Raw genomic sequence first — 15,217 nt, 5'->3', positions numbered from 1 at the left:
GATATGGCACACAACGATTCTGCCGACGCAACACAGGCAGAGTTCGCCGTCGAACAGGGTTTCGTCGACCGCGCCTACGAGCGCCTCGACGCCCTGCGTGCCGCCTACCGCTCCACCCAACAGTCCGTCCACGCCAACCACGGCGTCGGCAACGCCCAGGGCTGGACCGAACGCGATGCCATTGCCGCCCACCTCGGGGACGTGGCCGCCCGCCTTGAGCACGTTGAGGATCGCCTGGTGTTTGGCCGCCTCGACACTGACGAGGGGGAGGCCCGCTACATTGGCCGAACCGCCCTGTCCAACGAGGACGCCACGACCCTTCTTGTGGACTGGCGTGCCCCCGCCGCCCGTCCCTTCTACCAGGCCACCGGCAAGGACCCCTTGGGGATTGTGCGCCGCCGCCACATTCAAACCCGCGCCCGGCGCGTGATCTCCCTCGAGGATGACCTGCTTGTCGCCGACGCCGAGGCCGTGGATGCGTCCTCCCTTCAAGGCGAGGGTGCTCTCATGTCAGCCTTGGGTAAGGCCCGCGATGGCCGCATGGGCGATATTGTCGCCACCATCCAGGCCGAACAAGACGCTGTCATCCGCGCTGACGACGACGGCCTGCTGGTATTGCAAGGCGGGCCGGGCACCGGCAAGACCGCCGTTGCCCTGCATCGCGCCGCCTACCTGCTCTACGCCCAGCGCGAGCGCCTGGAACGCTCCGGCGTGCTCATTATTGGCCCCTCGCGCGTATTCCTGCGCTACATCGAACAGGTCCTGCCCTCCCTGGGTGAGTCCGGCGTCGTGTCCCTGACCATGGGGGATCTGGTGCCGGGAGTGAAGGCGCGCACCTTCGATGACGAGGCCGTCGCCGAGGTGAAGGGCCGTGAAGTGTGGGCTGATCTTGCCCGCCTGGCTGTGCGCGCCATTGAGCGCGTCCCGGAGGCCGATGTGGAGCTTCGCGTGTGGAGCCGCAGCGTGACTTTGAAGCGTTCGGATATTTCTGCGGCGCGGGCCCGTGCTCGCCGCAGCGGCAGGCCTCACAATGTGGCGCGTGAGGGTTTTGCCCTCGAACTCATTGATGTCCTGGCTAAGCGCATCATTATTGAGGCCAAAGAGACGCGTGATGAGGCCAGTATTGACCCCGATGACCTGCGCATGTGGAAGAACGAGGTGCGTGCCAGCATGGATGCGCGCCGCGCCATTAACCTCGCGTGGATGCCGACCTCGTCGGTGACATTGTTGGAGCGCCTGTGGGCGCGCCCTGATTTCCTCGCAGAGGTCAACCGTCGGGCGGGTTCGCCCCTGTCGGCTGCTGATTGTGCGCTCCTGCGCCGCGCGAAGGGCGCACCGTTGACTGTCTCTGATGTGCCAATCCTGGATGAGCTCGAAGAGCACCTGGGGCCCTTCGCCCCCTTTGAGCAGCACTCCAGCGCCGAGCGCGCCGCCGAGGAGGCCGAAGAACTCGCCCGCGCCCAGGAGGCCATTAGTGCCCAGGGCCTGGGGGGTGGCATTGTCACCGCCGAGATGCTCGCTGCCTCCGCCCGCGGCTACACCGAGGTCGCCCCCCTGGCTGAGAGGGCCGCCTCCGATCGTTCGTGGACCTACGGCCATATCGTCGTTGACGAGGCCCAAGACCTCTCCCCCCTGGCCTGGCGCGCCCTCCTGCGCCGCTGCCCCTCGCGCTCCTTCACCGTGGTGGGTGACCTCGACCAGCGACGAGGTCACTCCCGCCCGACCTCCTGGCCCGACGCCCTGGGGCCCGCCGCTCGCGCCTACACGGGCGAGCATATTCTCACCGTCTCCTACCGCACGCCCGGCACCCTGACCCGTCTGGCGGCCACCGTCATGGAGAAGGCGGGCTCACCCCTGCTCCACGAACTGGTTGCCGTCCGCGAGGTGGAGGACGCCTACCAGGTGTCCACCGTCGAGGGCGCCGCCCTGGCTACCCCCGACAAGGACCCTCTCTGGTCGGCCGTTGAGCAGGCCGTTGAGCAGGCCTGCGCGCGCCTTGATGCGCAGGTGGGTGAGGGCATGGGCCGCGTGGCAGTTGTTGTCGGACACGAACGCGCTGGCGTGTGGAAGGCCGATGTGGAGGGCTACACCGGGCTTGAACAGCGCGTGAGTCTGCTGGGAGCTGTGGGCGTGAAGGGCCTTGAATTTGATCACGTCATCGTTGTCGAGCCCGCCGAAATCCTTGCTGACGGGCCCGGCGACCTTTTCGTGGCCCTCACTCGCGCCACCCAATCCATGCACGTCGTGCACTCTTTGCCACTACCCGCAGGTATGGGCGGCGGCGAATAGTTAGCGGAACCACAGTCCATTTGATGGTGGGTGGGGCGCGTGCGGGGGCGTCTCTGGCATTCTGAAGGCATGACGCGTGTGCTCCTCCTTGAGAATCCCCACTCAGTTGCCGACTCCATCTATGAAGCCGCAGGCGTTGAGGTGATCCGATACACCGGCGCCCTTGACGAAGACGAGCTCATTGAAGCCCTCAAGGGGGTCCACTACCTGGGTATCCGCTCCAAGACCGACGTCACCCGCCGCGTCCTGGAAGCCCACCCTCAACTTCGCGCCATTGGTGCCTTCTGCATTGGCACCAACCAGATTGATTTACCTGCCGCAACCGAGCTCGGCGTCGCCGTCTTTAACGCCCCCTATTCCAACACCCGCTCGGTGGTGGAATTGGCCGTGGGTGAGATCATCGCGTTGACGCGCCGCATTACGGTGAAGAATTCTCGCCTGCACCGCGGCATTTGGGATAAGTCCGCTGATGGTGCCCACGAGGTGCGCGGCCAAACCTTGGGCATTATTGGCTATGGCAATATCGGCAAGCAGCTGTCGGTGCTGGCCGAGGCGATGGGCCTCAATGTCATCTTCTACGACACCGCTGAGCGCCTCGCCCTGGGTAATGCCACTCAGATGCCGACTATGGAATCGGTCCTCCGTGAGGCTGACATTGTCTCCATCCACGTTGATGGCGGCGCAGCCAATGCGAACCTGTTCGGTGCCGCTCAGTTTGCGCAGATGAAGCCCGGAGCCTTGTTCATTAACCTCTCGCGCGGCTTCGTGGTGGACCTGGAGTCCCTGCGTGAAAACCTCGTCAATAAGCATCTGGCCGGTGCGGCCGTGGACGTCTTCCCCGAAGAACCCAAGGCCAATGGTGATCCCTTCGAGTCCCCCCTGGCGGGCTTGGATAATGTCATCCTCACCCCGCATGTGGGTGGTTCCACCGAGGAAGCTCAACGCGATATTGGCCGTTTTGTTGCGGCGAAGATGTGCGACTTCATGCGCACCGGTTCGACCGACATGAGCGTCAACCTGCCTAACCTGCAGCTCCAGCCCAGCGCGTCGAGCCGCTACCGTATTCGCTTGATCCACAACAACACCCCCGGCGTCCTCGCCACCATTAACCGCATCTTTGCCGAATCAGGGGCCAATATTGATGGTCAGATCCTGGCTACGGCTGAAGCCATTGGTTATGTGTTGACCGATATTTCCTCCGAGATTCCCTGCGAGGCCATCGAGGCAATCCGTTCCCTGCCGGACACGGTGCGTTTGGATATTTCTGCTTTGGATGGCACTGTGCCATCCCCCTGCGGGCAGCGTAGGGACTGAGACGCGAAGAGAGGGGCGCCCGATGGGCGCCCCTCTGTCATGCACGCCGCGCGCGTCGGGCGTGTCGGGTGCGAGGATGATGCAGTTACTCCTGTTTAGGAGTCAAGCAGGCTCGGCATCGCGTCCTGCGTGGCCTTCTTCCGAGGGCTGCGGCGTTTGCGGCTGGCCTTGGTCGGAGCCTCGTCACCGGATTGGTGGTCTTGTGAAGGGCTCGTGTGAGAGCGCGCCTGAGACTTTTTCGCACTGGCCGACGCTGGCGACGCAGTCTTGCGCTTGCCTGAAGATTCAGCCCCTGCTGCACGTTGAGGTGCTGCGGTCGTTTCAGCTGCTGAGCGGGCTGAATCGCCTGAGTTGTTGGTTTGGGCGTTGGCCTCTGGCTTGGTGTTGGCGTCTGGCTTGGCGTTTTGTCGCAACTCGGTGATAGCAGCTTCGAAATCATCCAGGTCGTTGAAGCTGAGGTAGACGGAGGCGAAACGCAGGTAGGCGATCTCGTCGAGTTGGGCGAGGAAGGGCAAGATGGCTTTGCCAACCTCGTCAGAACTGACATTGATGACGCCGGAGGTACGAAGTTTTTCTTCGACCTGCTGGGCAAGGCGGGCGAGATCATGCTCATTGACGGGTCGGCCTTGGCAGGCCTTCATGACGCCTTGAACGACCTTATTGCGCGAGAAAGGCTCGACAACGCCCGAACGTTTGACGACCTGGAAGGATGAGGTTTCCAGGGTGGTGAAGCGGTGCTTGCAGGCTGTGCACTCGCGGCGGCGGCGAATGGAGGCGCCATCATCTGCGATTCGAGTATCAACAACACGCGAATCCGGACTCTGGCAAAACGGGCAATGCACGCGGGGGCCTCCTGACACTGTTCAGGAATACGCTACGGTTCACGTGCGCCAGATGCAACATTGCCCATGCCCCTGTGACGGTGGTGCGCGATATTATCGTGTTCTCGCGCGCCTTTTAGCGGGTCGGAAGAATGAGGGATTGTCCGGGAACCAGAGCGCCGTTGAGATCATTCATGCGCTCGATATCCAAGACGACTTCCTCTAGGGGGCGCTCAGACGCCACCGCAGCTGCCAGCGACCACACCGAATCCCCTGCAACCACACTGTGTTCGATCGTGGGACCAGCGTAGGGGGTGGGCTGCAGGAACAGTCCCAAGGCAGCAGCGCCAACAATAGACACGGCGAAGATCACCGCGTAGGTCGCCGAACGCAGGAAAGACAGTGAGGAACGCTGCCCTTGGACTCCGCGCGCCTGCGCGCGCTGGCTGGCAGTGCGAGCCGAGGTGTGGGATCGAACGCGGGATACGCCTGTGTCGATCACAGGACGACGACGCATGGCCGGGTCTTCTGCGAGGAGACGGGCACGACGCAGACGCGCAGAGGGCGCCTGGGAGATGGGGGTGACCGTAGCGATTGACGGCTGGGCCTGCGTGCCACCCACGATACGCAGCGGAGCGACCTGAGACTGTGCCTGCTGACGCTGCACCATTTGACGCTGTGCGCTTGCGTTGCTCATTGTGAGCTCCTTTCCATCAATCGAACACCTGTTCGTCGAACAGATGTACGATAACACGGCTACGATCCAATGTCGAGAACCTCTCGAACATATGTTTCACTTCTGGGGTTTTGTGCCTTAGGCTGTATCTCAAGAACAGGCCCTCGGTCGATGTTTCTACTTCACCAGAGGCACCCCGTATTTGCGTGAACACGCAGATCAACGCCCATAACACTCGCCCTACCTCAGAGCGGACCTGGCCGTGGACCTGTCAACACACCCAGCATCAAAGGAGCGGATATGACCTCGACACCAGAGCTCACGCCCCGTCAGCTCTCTATCCTGACGGTGGTCCATCAGGCTGTCTCCGCCCAGGGCTTCCCCCCATCTGTTCGAGAGATCGCCACCGCTGTTGGCCTCGCCTCGCCCTCAACAGTGAAGCACCACCTCGACGCCCTTGAAGAGGCTGGCTACCTCCAACGCGTTCCCGGTCGTCCTCGCGCAATGGAACTCTCCGAACAAGCTAAGGCGCTCCTCGGCCTTGACGTTCCTCCCCCTCCAGGCGCTCCCGCACACGACACTGACGCACCACTGGCCAAGGTTGTCACCATCGAACTCCCCGTCGCACACGCTGAGGGCGAAGCTGCGGCGGTGCCCCTCGTTGGCCGGATCGCGGCGGGCTCCCCCATCACGGCCGAACAGTACGTCGAGGACGTCTTTGAACTTCCCACACGCCTGACCGGCTCAGGCACGCTGTTCATGCTCGAAGTCAGCGGAGATTCCATGGTGGATGCGGGCATTCTTGACGGCGATTTCGTTGTTGTCCGCTCCCAGGCCACCGCCCATGAGGGGGAAATTGTCGCTGCCATGATCGATGGCGAGGCCACCGTGAAGGTCCTCTCGCGTGCCGATGGGCACGTCTGGCTGCTGCCTCGTAACGAGGATTACGCGCCAATCCTTGGTGATGAGGCAACCATCCTTGGCCGCGTCGTCACCGTGCTGCGTTCCCTGTAGCGCCCCGCAGCCTGTTAGTCCAGGCCTTCACGCAGGCGCGCCAGGGCGCCCAGCGCCGTGTCCTTATTCTGCGTGGGCCACATCGGCGGCATAGACGCACGAATATCCCCGCCGTACTTCTTTTCGGTCAGGCGCCGATCCAGCACCGCCACCATGCCGCGGTCCTCGTGAGAGCGCAGGAGACGTCCTGATGCCTGGGCCATCATCAGCGCGGCGTGAGTCAGACTCACGGCGTAGAAGCCTGATTGGCCGCGCCGTTCAGCGTCGCGTGAGCGCGCCTGCGCCACCGGATCATCGGGACGCGGGAAGGGAATACGATCAATAACCACCAGGCGGCACGCAGGTCCGACCACGTCCACGCCTTGCCAGAAGGTCATGGTGCCCACCAGACAGGAATCACGGTTGTCGCGGAAACGCTGAACGAGGGCGGCAACGCTTTCCTCCCCGTGGACGAGAATCTCAAAGTCGGTGTTCTCCCTCAACGCTGCCGCACCAGCTTCAACCCCTCGCCACGAAGAAAAGAGTGCGAGGACGCCACCCCCACTAGCATTAGCCAGATCAACGAGCTCACGCAGGGCAGCCTCAGAGGGCCCCTGCGGGCCGGGCTCTGGCAGATGGGTGGGCAGGTACATAATGCCCTGCTTGTCGGGCTCAAAGGGGGTTCCCACGTCAATGCCTCGCCAGGGGCGAGAGGACACCTTTAATCCCGTTTGGTAGGCGATCGTCTCAAAGGAGTTCCCCAGGGACAGCGTGGCGGAGGTCAGGATTGCGGGCCGATCTCCCAGGGCAACCGTTCCCAGGGGGAAGGCCACATCCAGGGGGGCGATAATGAGCTGAGGCGCTCCGATCTCACCATCTCGCCATGGTCGATTCACCCAGGTGATGGAATGCTCAGCGGGCCGCGACCATGCATCCAGGACGCCCAGGAGCTCTTCGAGGGCGGCCCGCGCAAGCTGCTTGGCGGCAGCCTCTCCCCCGCCTTTGCTCACCTGCGAGAGGCAGTCCCGTACAGCTCCGTCCAGGGCGTGCATGGCGGCGTCGAGATTATCGGGACGGCTGAGAATCAGACCATCGTCAAGGGTTTCAAGGATGGCACCGATAGCGGTGGCCGCTTCTTCGAGAGCTTGCACGTCGGCTTTGACCTGCGTGCGAGCGGTGCGAGCAACCCGCATGAGAGAACCCAAGGAGATTTCCTGGCTGGCCTGGTCGCGCACGCGCTCGGCGAGTTCATGCGCCTCGTCGACAATCAGCAGATCAATCTCAGGGAAAATATCTCCCTCACTGGTGGCGTGGATTCCAAGCAGTGAGTGGTTCGTGATGATGAGATCGGCTTCTTGGGCATGGTCGCGGGCTGCCTGGGGGAAACATTCATCGAGCATGGGGCATGACTTGCCCAGGCACTCGCGGCGTTGCAGGGAAACCTGGCGCCAAGCACGGTCGGAGACGCCGGGGACCAGGTCATCGCGGTCGCCCGTGTCAGTGGTCTTCGCCCACTGTCGGATGCGCATGATTTCACGGCCCAGGGGCGAGGAGGGCTGGTCAAAGACCGCGTCGGCACCGTCAAAGAGAGTGCCCTCTTCGCCGGGGTATCCGCCGGTCAGCTTATGCAGACACAGGTAGTTCGCCCAGCCCTTGAGCAGGGCCACGTCCATGATGCGCCCCGTCGTTTGGGCAATCGCCTCGACAACGGCGGGGGGGGCTTTGACGAGGATCTGGCGTTGCAGGGCCAAGGTCGCTGTGGAGATGAGCGCGCGCTTGTGTTCCAGTGCGCTGTAGGTCAGGGCTGGCACTAGGTAGCCCAGGGATTTGCCTGTGCCTGTGCCCGCCTGAACGAGCAAATGTTCAGCCTTTTCAATGGCCGAGCAGCTTTCCGTGACCATCTCGATCTGCCCAGCGCGAGTGGAGCCCCCCATGGACTCCACCACCCGGGTGAGGGTAGCCAGCGCAATGCGCGTAAGATCGCTGTGACTCTGGGAAGAGTCAGGCTCCCCCCGCTCCTCCACTACCCCAGCTGCGCTGCGATCCTCCTCAGCCATGCACGGCAGCTTCCTTCAGCCGCGCAGCCAGAGCTTCATCAACGCGGGCGACAATATGCGTCCCCTCCCCCACGTATTCTTCGCTGAGAATCTCGCCATCTTCATGCACCTCGTGGATGAGTGCGCCGTAAGAGTAGGGAATGACGAGGTCAACCGTCACCCGCGGCTGGGGCAGGAGGTCTTGGATGCGCAGTTGCAGGCCTTCAATGCCCAGGCCCGTGTAGGCAGAGACCGCCACCGAGTCGGGGAAAGTGGTGCGCAGTAGCGCCAGCTGCTCGGGCGTAGCCAGGTCAGCCTTGTTGAGGACAATGAGTTCAGGGATGTCGCGGGCACCCTCAATGGTGTCAAAGACGAGGTGCACGGCGGCCACCTGACCAACGGGATCAGGGTGAGCGGCGTCAACGACGTGGAGGATCAGGTCAGCCTCGGCAACCTCTTCCAGGGTGGAACGGAAGGCCTCGACCAGCTGGGTGGGCAGGTGGCGGACGAAACCGACCGTGTCCGACAGGGTGTAGACGCGCCCATCGGGGGTGGTGGAGCGGCGCACAGTGGGGTCAAGGGTGGCAAAGAGGGCGTCCTCGACCAGCACCTCAGCGCCGGTAATACGGTTAAGCAGGGTGGACTTACCGGCATTCGTGTAGCCGGCGATCGCTACGGAGGGTACGCCCCCCTTGCGGCGTGAGGCACGCTGGGTGCGGCGTGAGGGCTCCATCTCGCGGATTTGCTGGCGTAGTTTCGCCATGCGGGTGCGGATGCGGCGGCGGTCGAGTTCGATCTTCGTTTCACCCGGACCGCGCGAACCAATACCTTCACCGCCTGCGACTCGGCCACCGGCCTGACGCGACATGGATTCACCCCAACCGCGCAGGCGCGGCAGGAGGTATTCAAGCTGAGCCAACTCCACCTGCGCCTTACCTTCACGGGACTTGGCGTGCTGGGCGAAGATGTCGAGGATCAACGCCGTGCGGTCCACGACCTTGACCTTGACGACGTCCTCAAGGCCGCGGCGCTGGGAGGGGGCGAGTTCGCCGTCGACAATGACCGTGTCCGCGCCGGTGTCTTTGACAATGTCGGCCAGGTCGTGGGCCTTACCCTTGCCCAGGTAGGTGGCCGGGTCAGGGTGGGCGCGGCGTTGAATGAGGGCGTCACACACTTCAGAACCTGCGGTTTCAGCCAGGGCAGCGAGTTCACGCAGGGAGACTTCGGCTTCCTCCTGGGTGCCGGTGGTGCGCAGGCCCACCAGGACCACGCGTTCGAGGCGGATCTGGCGGTATTCGACCTCGGAGACGTCTTCGAGTTCGGTGGAGCCTGAACGGGTGCGTCGAGTACCGGCGCGAGCCTCACGTTCGAGGGCACCGGCGTCGTCCTCCCGGTTGTGGTCGACGGTGGAGGCCAGAGCGGTTCCTTGGCGGGCGAGGACGCGGGCGACGACGTCCTCGGCGCGCTGGATGTGGTCCACACCGTCGCCACCTGCGCCTGCCCCGCTGACAGGCTCGTTGAGGGTGGCGGCGTCGCGTGCGTCGTCACCGGCGGTGGGCGTGGTGTGGGACATACATTCCTCCATTGCTGAGCGAGGCCAACGGGTGGGATTCGCTCATCGATCAGTGTGTGCGCGGGGAGCGCAGGGCGTGTCCGGTCCGGGTATGTCAGTGGTGGACACGCCCTCTAGTGTCGCACGAGCGCCCCGGATTTGAGTGATCCGCAGGGTGTGAGATCAACAGAGATCGTGTGGGCATGCGGCGAAACAGATCCCTGAGCGCACACGCGCGAACTCGCGTCTGGGAGCGCCCTTGCAGACTGCCCGGAGCTGCAAGCAGGCAGGCTCGCGCACAGCAGGTCCTGCGGGCAAGCCCGCGAAGGAGGCAGTAAAGGAGCCAGTGGAGGAGGCAGTGGAGTAGGCACTGAAGTACGCAGTGAAGTACGCTCAGTGGCGTGGAACAGCAGTATTTTTCGGATCAAGCCCCCGCCAACGAGGATGACCTTCGCCTCCTGACCTTCACCGCCCGCGGGCACGACCTGCAAATGTGGGTGTCGGATAAGGTTTTTTCGGGTTCCCGCTTGGACTTGGGCACCCGCCAGCTTCTGGCCGAGGCACCTCAGCCCCCGGCCTCGGGCCGCTTCCTTGACCTGGGTTGCGGGTGGGGTCCGATTGCTGTCACCCTGGCCTGCGAATCCCCCGAGGCTGAGATCTGGGCCGTGGATGTCAATAGCCGCGCGATGGACTTGACCGTGCGGAATGCTGCGGTCAATGGCGGGACGAATATCCAGGTCCTGCCAGCGCCCGATGCCTTGGAGAAGGCTCGGGCCGAGGGCGCGCGTTTTGACCTCATCTGGTCCAATCCACCGGTGCGTATCGGTAAGGAAGCGATGCACGCGATGCTCACCGACTGGCTGAGCCTGCTGGCAGAGGAGGGCCGCGCCTACCTGGTGGTCCAGCGCAACCTGGGTGCTGATTCCCTCATCGCCTGGCTCAACGAGCAGGGCTTCCCCGCTGCGAAGATCGCCTCCAAGAAGGGCTACCGCATTATTGAGGTCGAGGCGCGCCGCGCTTAAAGAGCACTCAGGATGATCTCGGCTACCGGCGTAGCCGGGCCCGACAGATAGACCGGAGTATCGCTCGATAGGCGGATCTCGCCCGCTGCGTCGCGCTCGACGACGCCCGCGCAGTCGACGACCACTCGCCCGCCGGGAATGTCGATGACCCACGAGGTCGGCGCGGCGGTGGCCTCGTCAGGCGTGAAAGGCGCAGAGAAGGCGGCCATGGTGGCGGCGACAGCGGCCGCGCAGCAGCCCGTGCCGCAGGAGGCCGTCTCCCCCACCCCGCGTTCGAGGACGCGCATAAGCAGGTGTCCGCGCCTTCCCGCATCCGGGGATTCGTGGGATGCTGCGGGCATGTCGGGCTCACGCACAATCATTTCCAGATTCACCCCGGCCTCTGGCGCGGGCGTGTAGGTGGCGCGCATGGGGGCGGGGGCCTCGTTATTATCAACGGTGGGCAGAATCGCGCCGCGCAGCGTTTCCGCACTGTCGAGAACGATCACCGCGTGCGGGTTGGGCATGGCGATGCGGGTGGCGCTATAGGTGCCGGGCACGCCGGCGACCTGCACGCTCATGTCTCCCACACCACTCACAACGGCTGGCCCCATATTCACTCGATACCAGATGCCCCCCGCAGATTCATCCCCAAAAGTGGGAGCGGGAATGACATCCACCTCACGAGTGCCGCCACGGGTGTCGATGGTGAGACTCTGCCCGACCTCCAAGTCAACGAAGCCGCGTCGGCGCAGGTGGTCGACAAATACCCGCACCCCGTTGCCGCACATTTCCGCAATCGACCCGTCGGCGTTGCGGTAGTCCATAAACCACAGGCCTCCGCGCTGCATGACGCGAATGACGCCGTCAGCACCAATGCCCGTGCGCACATCGCACAGTCGCGCCACCATATCGGCCGTGAGGGTGAAAGCGCCCTCGGGGTCGTCAATGAGGATGAAGTGGTTGCCAGTGCCGTGGGCCTTCCACATTCGAGGCAGAGCGTGTTCCATGCATCCACGCTAGTCCACAAGGGTGCTGGTAGGCGAGGCTGTTCGCGCACCGGCCTCGCCGGGCGCAGGAGCGGGGTCGGCTGGCCGCAACGCTCAGGGCTTTACCCTCGCCCTCGTGGTCGCTCACGTATCCTTGGGATGAGGACGATGCGTCGCCACTGTGAGGCATTGTCGCTGGTATTGCGCCCGTGATGGAGGATCTCGCCATGCTGGTTTTAGCTGAGCTCTCACCTATCGTGCAGCAGCTCATTGCCTTGACGGTGTGTTTCCTGCTGTGCACGCTACTTGGCGTTGAGCGCCAATTCCACCACAAGAATGCTGGCGTGAAGACCCACGTGCTGGTAGGAATGGGTGCTTGCGTGTTTACCCTGATCTCTGCCTATGGTTTTGCTCCCCTGCACGGTGGCGCGATCTCTACCGATCCGGCGCGTATTGCCGCCCAGATTGTCTCCGGCATTGGCTTTATCGGCGCTGGCGTTATCTTCGTCAACAACGATGCAGTGCGTGGATTGACGACGGCCGCCACCGTGTGGCTCTCTGCTGCACTGGGGATGTCCTGCGGCGCTGGCATGTTCCACATTGCTTTCTACGCGCTGTTCTTGCACTACCTGGTGGTGTTCGCCATTGGCCCGTTGATGAATCGCCTGCCGAGTGCGAACCGGAATATGCGCACCGTCATTGAGTATGAGTCGGGGCAGGGCGTCATGCACCGCATTTTGGCGACGGCATCCGAGCAGGGTTACACCGCCGTGGTCACCTCAACGGCGCATATTGAGACCGAAGAAGGACGAGGCATGAGGGTGGTCATGAAGTTTGACGGCCCGCATCCTCAACGCCAGCTCTTGTCCTCCCTTGCCGCCATCCCCAAGGTCCACGCCGTCGATCAGATCGACCGTAACGATCTGGACTGATCGACTGTCGTTACTGGTCGAGGAAGCGTTCGCACTGCCAGCGGCGTGAGGCAAGTTCCCGCTGGACTCCGTGAAGGACGGAGCCTGTGAAGGGCAGGCGCTCCCAGTCAACGAGGGATGTCGCCCGGAGGGCGCGGGTAAAGATCCTCGGCAGGGATTTTTCTGGCAGGCCGAGGGCGTCGGCAAAGCCACGCCAGTGGTCGAGTGTGAGCTTCTTTTTTCGTCCCTGAAGGCTCAGGGCCATCTCATCATCCCCGTAGACGAGGGTGCAGGGCAGGTCATACATGGGCGCGATCTCCCAGCCTGTAGGTCCGCGAAGGATGGAGAGGTTCTTGGCGTGCACGTCACCATTGCCGGTGAGCCAGGCGTAGAGGAATTGGAGGTAGAGGTTACGGCGGGCTGCGGCCTGGCCAGCGCACAGCTCTGACAGGGCTTCCACGACATCTTCACTTGCCACCTCGTATTTCATGGCCGGCGTGACGCCCATGACCTGCGCGGCATCCTCGCAGGCAATGCGCACAATCTGCCCCTCCACACACACGCGGTCAAAACGCTCAACGAAGAGGGCGCTCTCCCCTCGTGAATCCTGAACGAGCTCTGCTTGAGCGACGGGAATACCGAGTTTGCGCGCGGCTTGGAGGTGCTGGAACTCGTTCGCGGTGAGGGCGAGGTAGCGCGGAGGATCAAGCTTAATAATGCCCTCACGCGGACATTGCGGGGTCCGAGTCGTATTTTCTTTGCGCACACGGGTGGGGATGGAGATCATTGCCGCCGAGGCTTTTTCTTGCACCCCAGGAAGTGCGCGGCGATCGACCTGTGTCAACAGATCAGCAAAGACCATTTCCGTGAGGCTCTCATGCACCAGCGCTTCGACGTCCTGAGGTAGGGCACCATGGGGCACGACCTGCACGTCTCCCAGCACATCGGCGCCGACTTCAAGGAGGAGCCTGAGTTCATTACTCAAGCTCTGTTTAGAACACTGCTTCAGGCGTTCTAGGCGCGCTCCTTCAGGGAGAAGTCCAGTGAAGAAGGCGGGGAGGGCTCCGTTGGGCGTGAGGATATCGGTGTCTGTGACTGGAAGAGTTGTCGCTAGAGGAGGGCCGTCATAGCCAGAGATGTAGCCCAAGATCGTCTCGCCCGTTGACGTGAGGGTGATATGCGCAGCGAGGTGACCTGCCTTGTACACATCAGCCGTTGGGGCGAGCGTCATGATGTTCGCACCTCCCATCGCACTCCGACCGCCTGAGCTGCGCGAATAACGGAATCGAAGGAGACTCCTGTTTTCCCTTGTTCAATGCTGCGCATGGTTCGATCTGAGACGCCAATGAGTTCAGCGAGCTCTTCCTGGGTCATACCAAGGCGTCGGCGGGCGGCACGGATCGCGGCGCCGACCTGTTCAGCGAAAGCCTCATGCTGAGTTGCCTGTGCGGTCATCTTCCCTCCCTTCCCCACCATGAGCTACTTATCGGAAGAATACTTCCGATATGCGGATCTTAAGGGAGGCAAGCGTACAAAAGCAAGACTTTCGGAAGGATTCTTCCGTTTTTGGGGCGTCGGTAGCGACACTCCGCAGGCACTACTGGCTCTTCCCTCACCGCGCGAGCTCGGCCTCCACAATCTGCTCGGCCGCCACGCGCAAACGCTCCCCATCACACGAAGGGAAGGCCGCGCCCTCGCCTCGTACAGCCTGCGCGTCAATCCACACAACCCGCGGATCAGGACGCAACCACTTCACCTGACGGCGCGCCAACTGCCGCGTCGCCAAGGCCACCGACTCGATTGCCTCGGGCACGCTCATCTCACCGTCAATGACGGCAATCGCCTGAGCGTAACCGGTAGCGCGCGAAGCCGTTTTCGCCTCACGCAAGCCAGCATCCAGCAGGGCTCGTGTTTCCTCGATCAGCCCCTGCTCAAACATCACGCGCGTGCGCACGGCAATACGCTCATCCAGGTCGGCCATGTCCCAGCGGATCGCCACCATGACCGCCGGGCGAATGAACTCGTGGCGGGGCATACTGGCTGAGAAAGGCTTACCCGTCAGCTCAATAACCTCCAGGGCTCGCACGATCCTGCGCGCATTATGCGGATCAATGCGCTCAGCCGCGACAGGATCAAGTTCCTGCAAACGCTCATGCAAGCCACGCGAGCCAAGTGGCCCCTCAGCTTCGGCCTCCAGGCGCGCCCGCACCGCAGGGTCAGTGCCCGGAAAATCAATGACATCCAGGAGGGCCCGCTGATACAAGCCCGAACCGCCCGCCACGATTGCGACATTCCCCCGCGCATGAATGGCCGCGATATCCTCGCGCGCCGCCTGCTGGTAGGCCGCAACGGAGGCCTCCTCGCGCACATCCAGCACATCGATCTGATGATGCGGAATGCTGCGGCGCTCCTCCACGGGAGTCTTGGCCGTACCAATATCCATGCCGCGGTAGAACTGCAGCGCATCAGCACTCACCAGCTCTCCCGAACCTGCACCCATCAACGCAGGCAGCGACTCGCACAAGTCCAAAGCCAGGTCGGACTTGCCCGAAGCGGTCGGCCCCACCACGGCCACAATCAACTCATGCGGGCGAATATCAGCAGCAGTCATCGTGTTCACGGCGCTCGCAACGCA

12 protein-coding genes and 1 pseudogene are annotated in these 15,217 nt (G+C 63.1%); 5 read left to right on the top strand and 8 right to left on the bottom strand.

Going from position 1 to position 15,217, the window contains the following annotated elements; translation table 11 throughout:
* Positions 1-3: 3 nt before the first annotated feature.
* On the top strand, positions 4-2,289 hold the full coding sequence (locus HWX48_RS01360) for an AAA family ATPase (RefSeq protein ID WP_175953915.1): 2,286 nt from the start codon (positions 4-6) through the stop codon (positions 2,287-2,289).
* Between the two features lie 69 nt (positions 2,290-2,358).
* Positions 2,359-3,603 carry a phosphoglycerate dehydrogenase gene (gene serA / locus HWX48_RS01355; protein WP_175953913.1) on the top strand — a complete coding sequence of 415 codons (1,245 nt, stop codon included), beginning with the start codon at positions 2,359-2,361 and terminating at the stop codon, positions 3,601-3,603.
* A 395-nt stretch (positions 3,604-3,998) separates the two neighbouring features.
* On the opposite strand, the pseudogene nrdR reads toward serA, so the two are convergent.
* Together nrdR and HWX48_RS11165 are read right to left on the bottom strand one after the other, a co-directional pair.
* Positions 3,999-4,445, bottom strand: a pseudogene (gene nrdR / locus HWX48_RS01350) (transcriptional regulator NrdR); the annotation flags it as partial.
* 115 nt (positions 4,446-4,560) lie between these two features.
* Positions 4,561-5,121: a LysM peptidoglycan-binding domain-containing protein gene (locus HWX48_RS11165; RefSeq protein WP_254872901.1), complete on the bottom strand. Its 561-nt coding sequence runs from the start codon at positions 5,119-5,121 to the stop codon at positions 4,561-4,563.
* A 279-nt stretch (positions 5,122-5,400) separates the two neighbouring features.
* On the opposite strand from HWX48_RS11165, the gene lexA reads away from it, so the two are divergent.
* Complete coding sequence (lexA, locus tag HWX48_RS01340) at positions 5,401-6,114, top strand: transcriptional repressor LexA (protein WP_175953910.1); 714 nt, start codon at positions 5,401-5,403, stop codon at positions 6,112-6,114.
* Between the two features lie 14 nt (positions 6,115-6,128).
* Here lexA and HWX48_RS01335 read toward each other — a convergent pair whose 3' ends face one another.
* Positions 6,129-8,150, bottom strand: coding sequence for an ATP-dependent DNA helicase (locus HWX48_RS01335; RefSeq protein WP_175953908.1), 2,022 nt, complete (start codon positions 8,148-8,150; stop codon positions 6,129-6,131).
* The gene (gene hflX, locus HWX48_RS01330; RefSeq protein WP_175953906.1) at positions 8,143-9,702 is read right to left on the bottom strand and encodes a GTPase HflX; all 1,560 of its coding nucleotides are present in this window, start codon (positions 9,700-9,702) and stop codon (positions 8,143-8,145) included. Before hflX ends, HWX48_RS01335 begins: the two co-directional genes overlap by 8 nt.
* Before the next feature lie 380 nt (positions 9,703-10,082).
* On the opposite strand from hflX, the gene HWX48_RS01325 reads away from it, so the two are divergent.
* Positions 10,083-10,703 carry a class I SAM-dependent methyltransferase gene (locus HWX48_RS01325; RefSeq protein WP_175953904.1) on the top strand — a complete coding sequence of 207 codons (621 nt, stop codon included), beginning with the start codon at positions 10,083-10,085 and terminating at the stop codon, positions 10,701-10,703.
* Here the strand turns inward: HWX48_RS01325 and HWX48_RS01320 are convergent.
* Complete coding sequence (locus tag HWX48_RS01320; RefSeq protein WP_175953902.1) at positions 10,700-11,692, bottom strand: diaminopimelate epimerase; 993 nt, start codon at positions 11,690-11,692, stop codon at positions 10,700-10,702. The genes HWX48_RS01325 and HWX48_RS01320 overlap by 4 nt on opposite strands.
* Positions 11,693-11,898: 206 nt before the next feature.
* On the opposite strand from HWX48_RS01320, the gene HWX48_RS01315 reads away from it, so the two are divergent.
* The gene (locus HWX48_RS01315) at positions 11,899-12,603 is read left to right on the top strand and encodes an MgtC/SapB family protein (RefSeq protein ID WP_175953900.1); all 705 of its coding nucleotides are present in this window, start codon (positions 11,899-11,901) and stop codon (positions 12,601-12,603) included.
* Between the two features lie 10 nt (positions 12,604-12,613).
* Here HWX48_RS01315 and HWX48_RS01310 read toward each other — a convergent pair whose 3' ends face one another.
* The 3 genes from HWX48_RS01310 to miaA all read right to left on the bottom strand — a co-directional run bounded on the left by HWX48_RS01310 (position 12,614) and on the right by miaA (position 15,193).
* Complete coding sequence (locus HWX48_RS01310) at positions 12,614-13,813, bottom strand: type II toxin-antitoxin system HipA family toxin (RefSeq protein ID WP_254872900.1); 1,200 nt, start codon at positions 13,811-13,813, stop codon at positions 12,614-12,616.
* Positions 13,810-14,037, bottom strand: coding sequence for a helix-turn-helix transcriptional regulator (locus tag HWX48_RS01305; RefSeq protein ID WP_175953896.1), 228 nt, complete (start codon positions 14,035-14,037; stop codon positions 13,810-13,812). The genes HWX48_RS01310 and HWX48_RS01305 overlap by 4 nt, the downstream gene beginning before the upstream one ends.
* A 157-nt stretch (positions 14,038-14,194) precedes the next feature.
* The gene (gene miaA, locus HWX48_RS01300) at positions 14,195-15,193 is read right to left on the bottom strand and encodes a tRNA (adenosine(37)-N6)-dimethylallyltransferase MiaA (RefSeq protein ID WP_175954318.1); all 999 of its coding nucleotides are present in this window, start codon (positions 15,191-15,193) and stop codon (positions 14,195-14,197) included.
* Between the last annotated feature and the right edge of the window lie 24 nt (positions 15,194-15,217).

It is taken from the genome of Schaalia sp. Marseille-Q2122 (genome assembly GCF_903645355.1).
In the GTDB taxonomy this organism is placed as follows: Bacteria; Actinomycetota; Actinomycetes; order Actinomycetales; family Actinomycetaceae; genus Pauljensenia.
Note: the sequence above shows the minus strand (reverse complement) of the source record. Positions and strands in the feature narration are given on the sequence as shown.

Bases quoted from the DNA above. Each gene is read 5' to 3' on its own strand.
- HWX48_RS01360 (WP_175953915.1), top strand. From the start codon at position 4: ATGGCACACAACGATTCTGCCGACGCAACACAGGCAGAGTTCGCCGTC.
- serA (WP_175953913.1), top strand. From the start codon at position 2,359: ATGACGCGTGTGCTCCTCCTTGAGAATCCCCACTCAGTTGCCGACTCC.
- HWX48_RS11165 (WP_254872901.1), bottom strand. From the start codon at position 5,121: ATGAGCAACGCAAGCGCACAGCGTCAAATGGTGCAGCGTCAGCAGGCA.
- lexA (WP_175953910.1), top strand. From the start codon at position 5,401: ATGACCTCGACACCAGAGCTCACGCCCCGTCAGCTCTCTATCCTGACG.
- HWX48_RS01335 (WP_175953908.1), bottom strand. From the start codon at position 8,150: ATGGCTGAGGAGGATCGCAGCGCAGCTGGGGTAGTGGAGGAGCGGGGG.
- hflX (WP_175953906.1), bottom strand. From the start codon at position 9,702: ATGTCCCACACCACGCCCACCGCCGGTGACGACGCACGCGACGCCGCC.
- HWX48_RS01320 (WP_175953902.1), bottom strand. From the start codon at position 11,692: ATGGAACACGCTCTGCCTCGAATGTGGAAGGCCCACGGCACTGGCAAC.
- HWX48_RS01315 (WP_175953900.1), top strand. From the start codon at position 11,899: ATGCTGGTTTTAGCTGAGCTCTCACCTATCGTGCAGCAGCTCATTGCC.
- HWX48_RS01310 (WP_254872900.1), bottom strand. From the start codon at position 13,813: ATGACGCTCGCCCCAACGGCTGATGTGTACAAGGCAGGTCACCTCGCT.
- HWX48_RS01305 (WP_175953896.1), bottom strand. From the start codon at position 14,037: ATGACCGCACAGGCAACTCAGCATGAGGCTTTCGCTGAACAGGTCGGC.
- miaA (WP_175954318.1), bottom strand. From the start codon at position 15,193: ATGACTGCTGCTGATATTCGCCCGCATGAGTTGATTGTGGCCGTGGTG.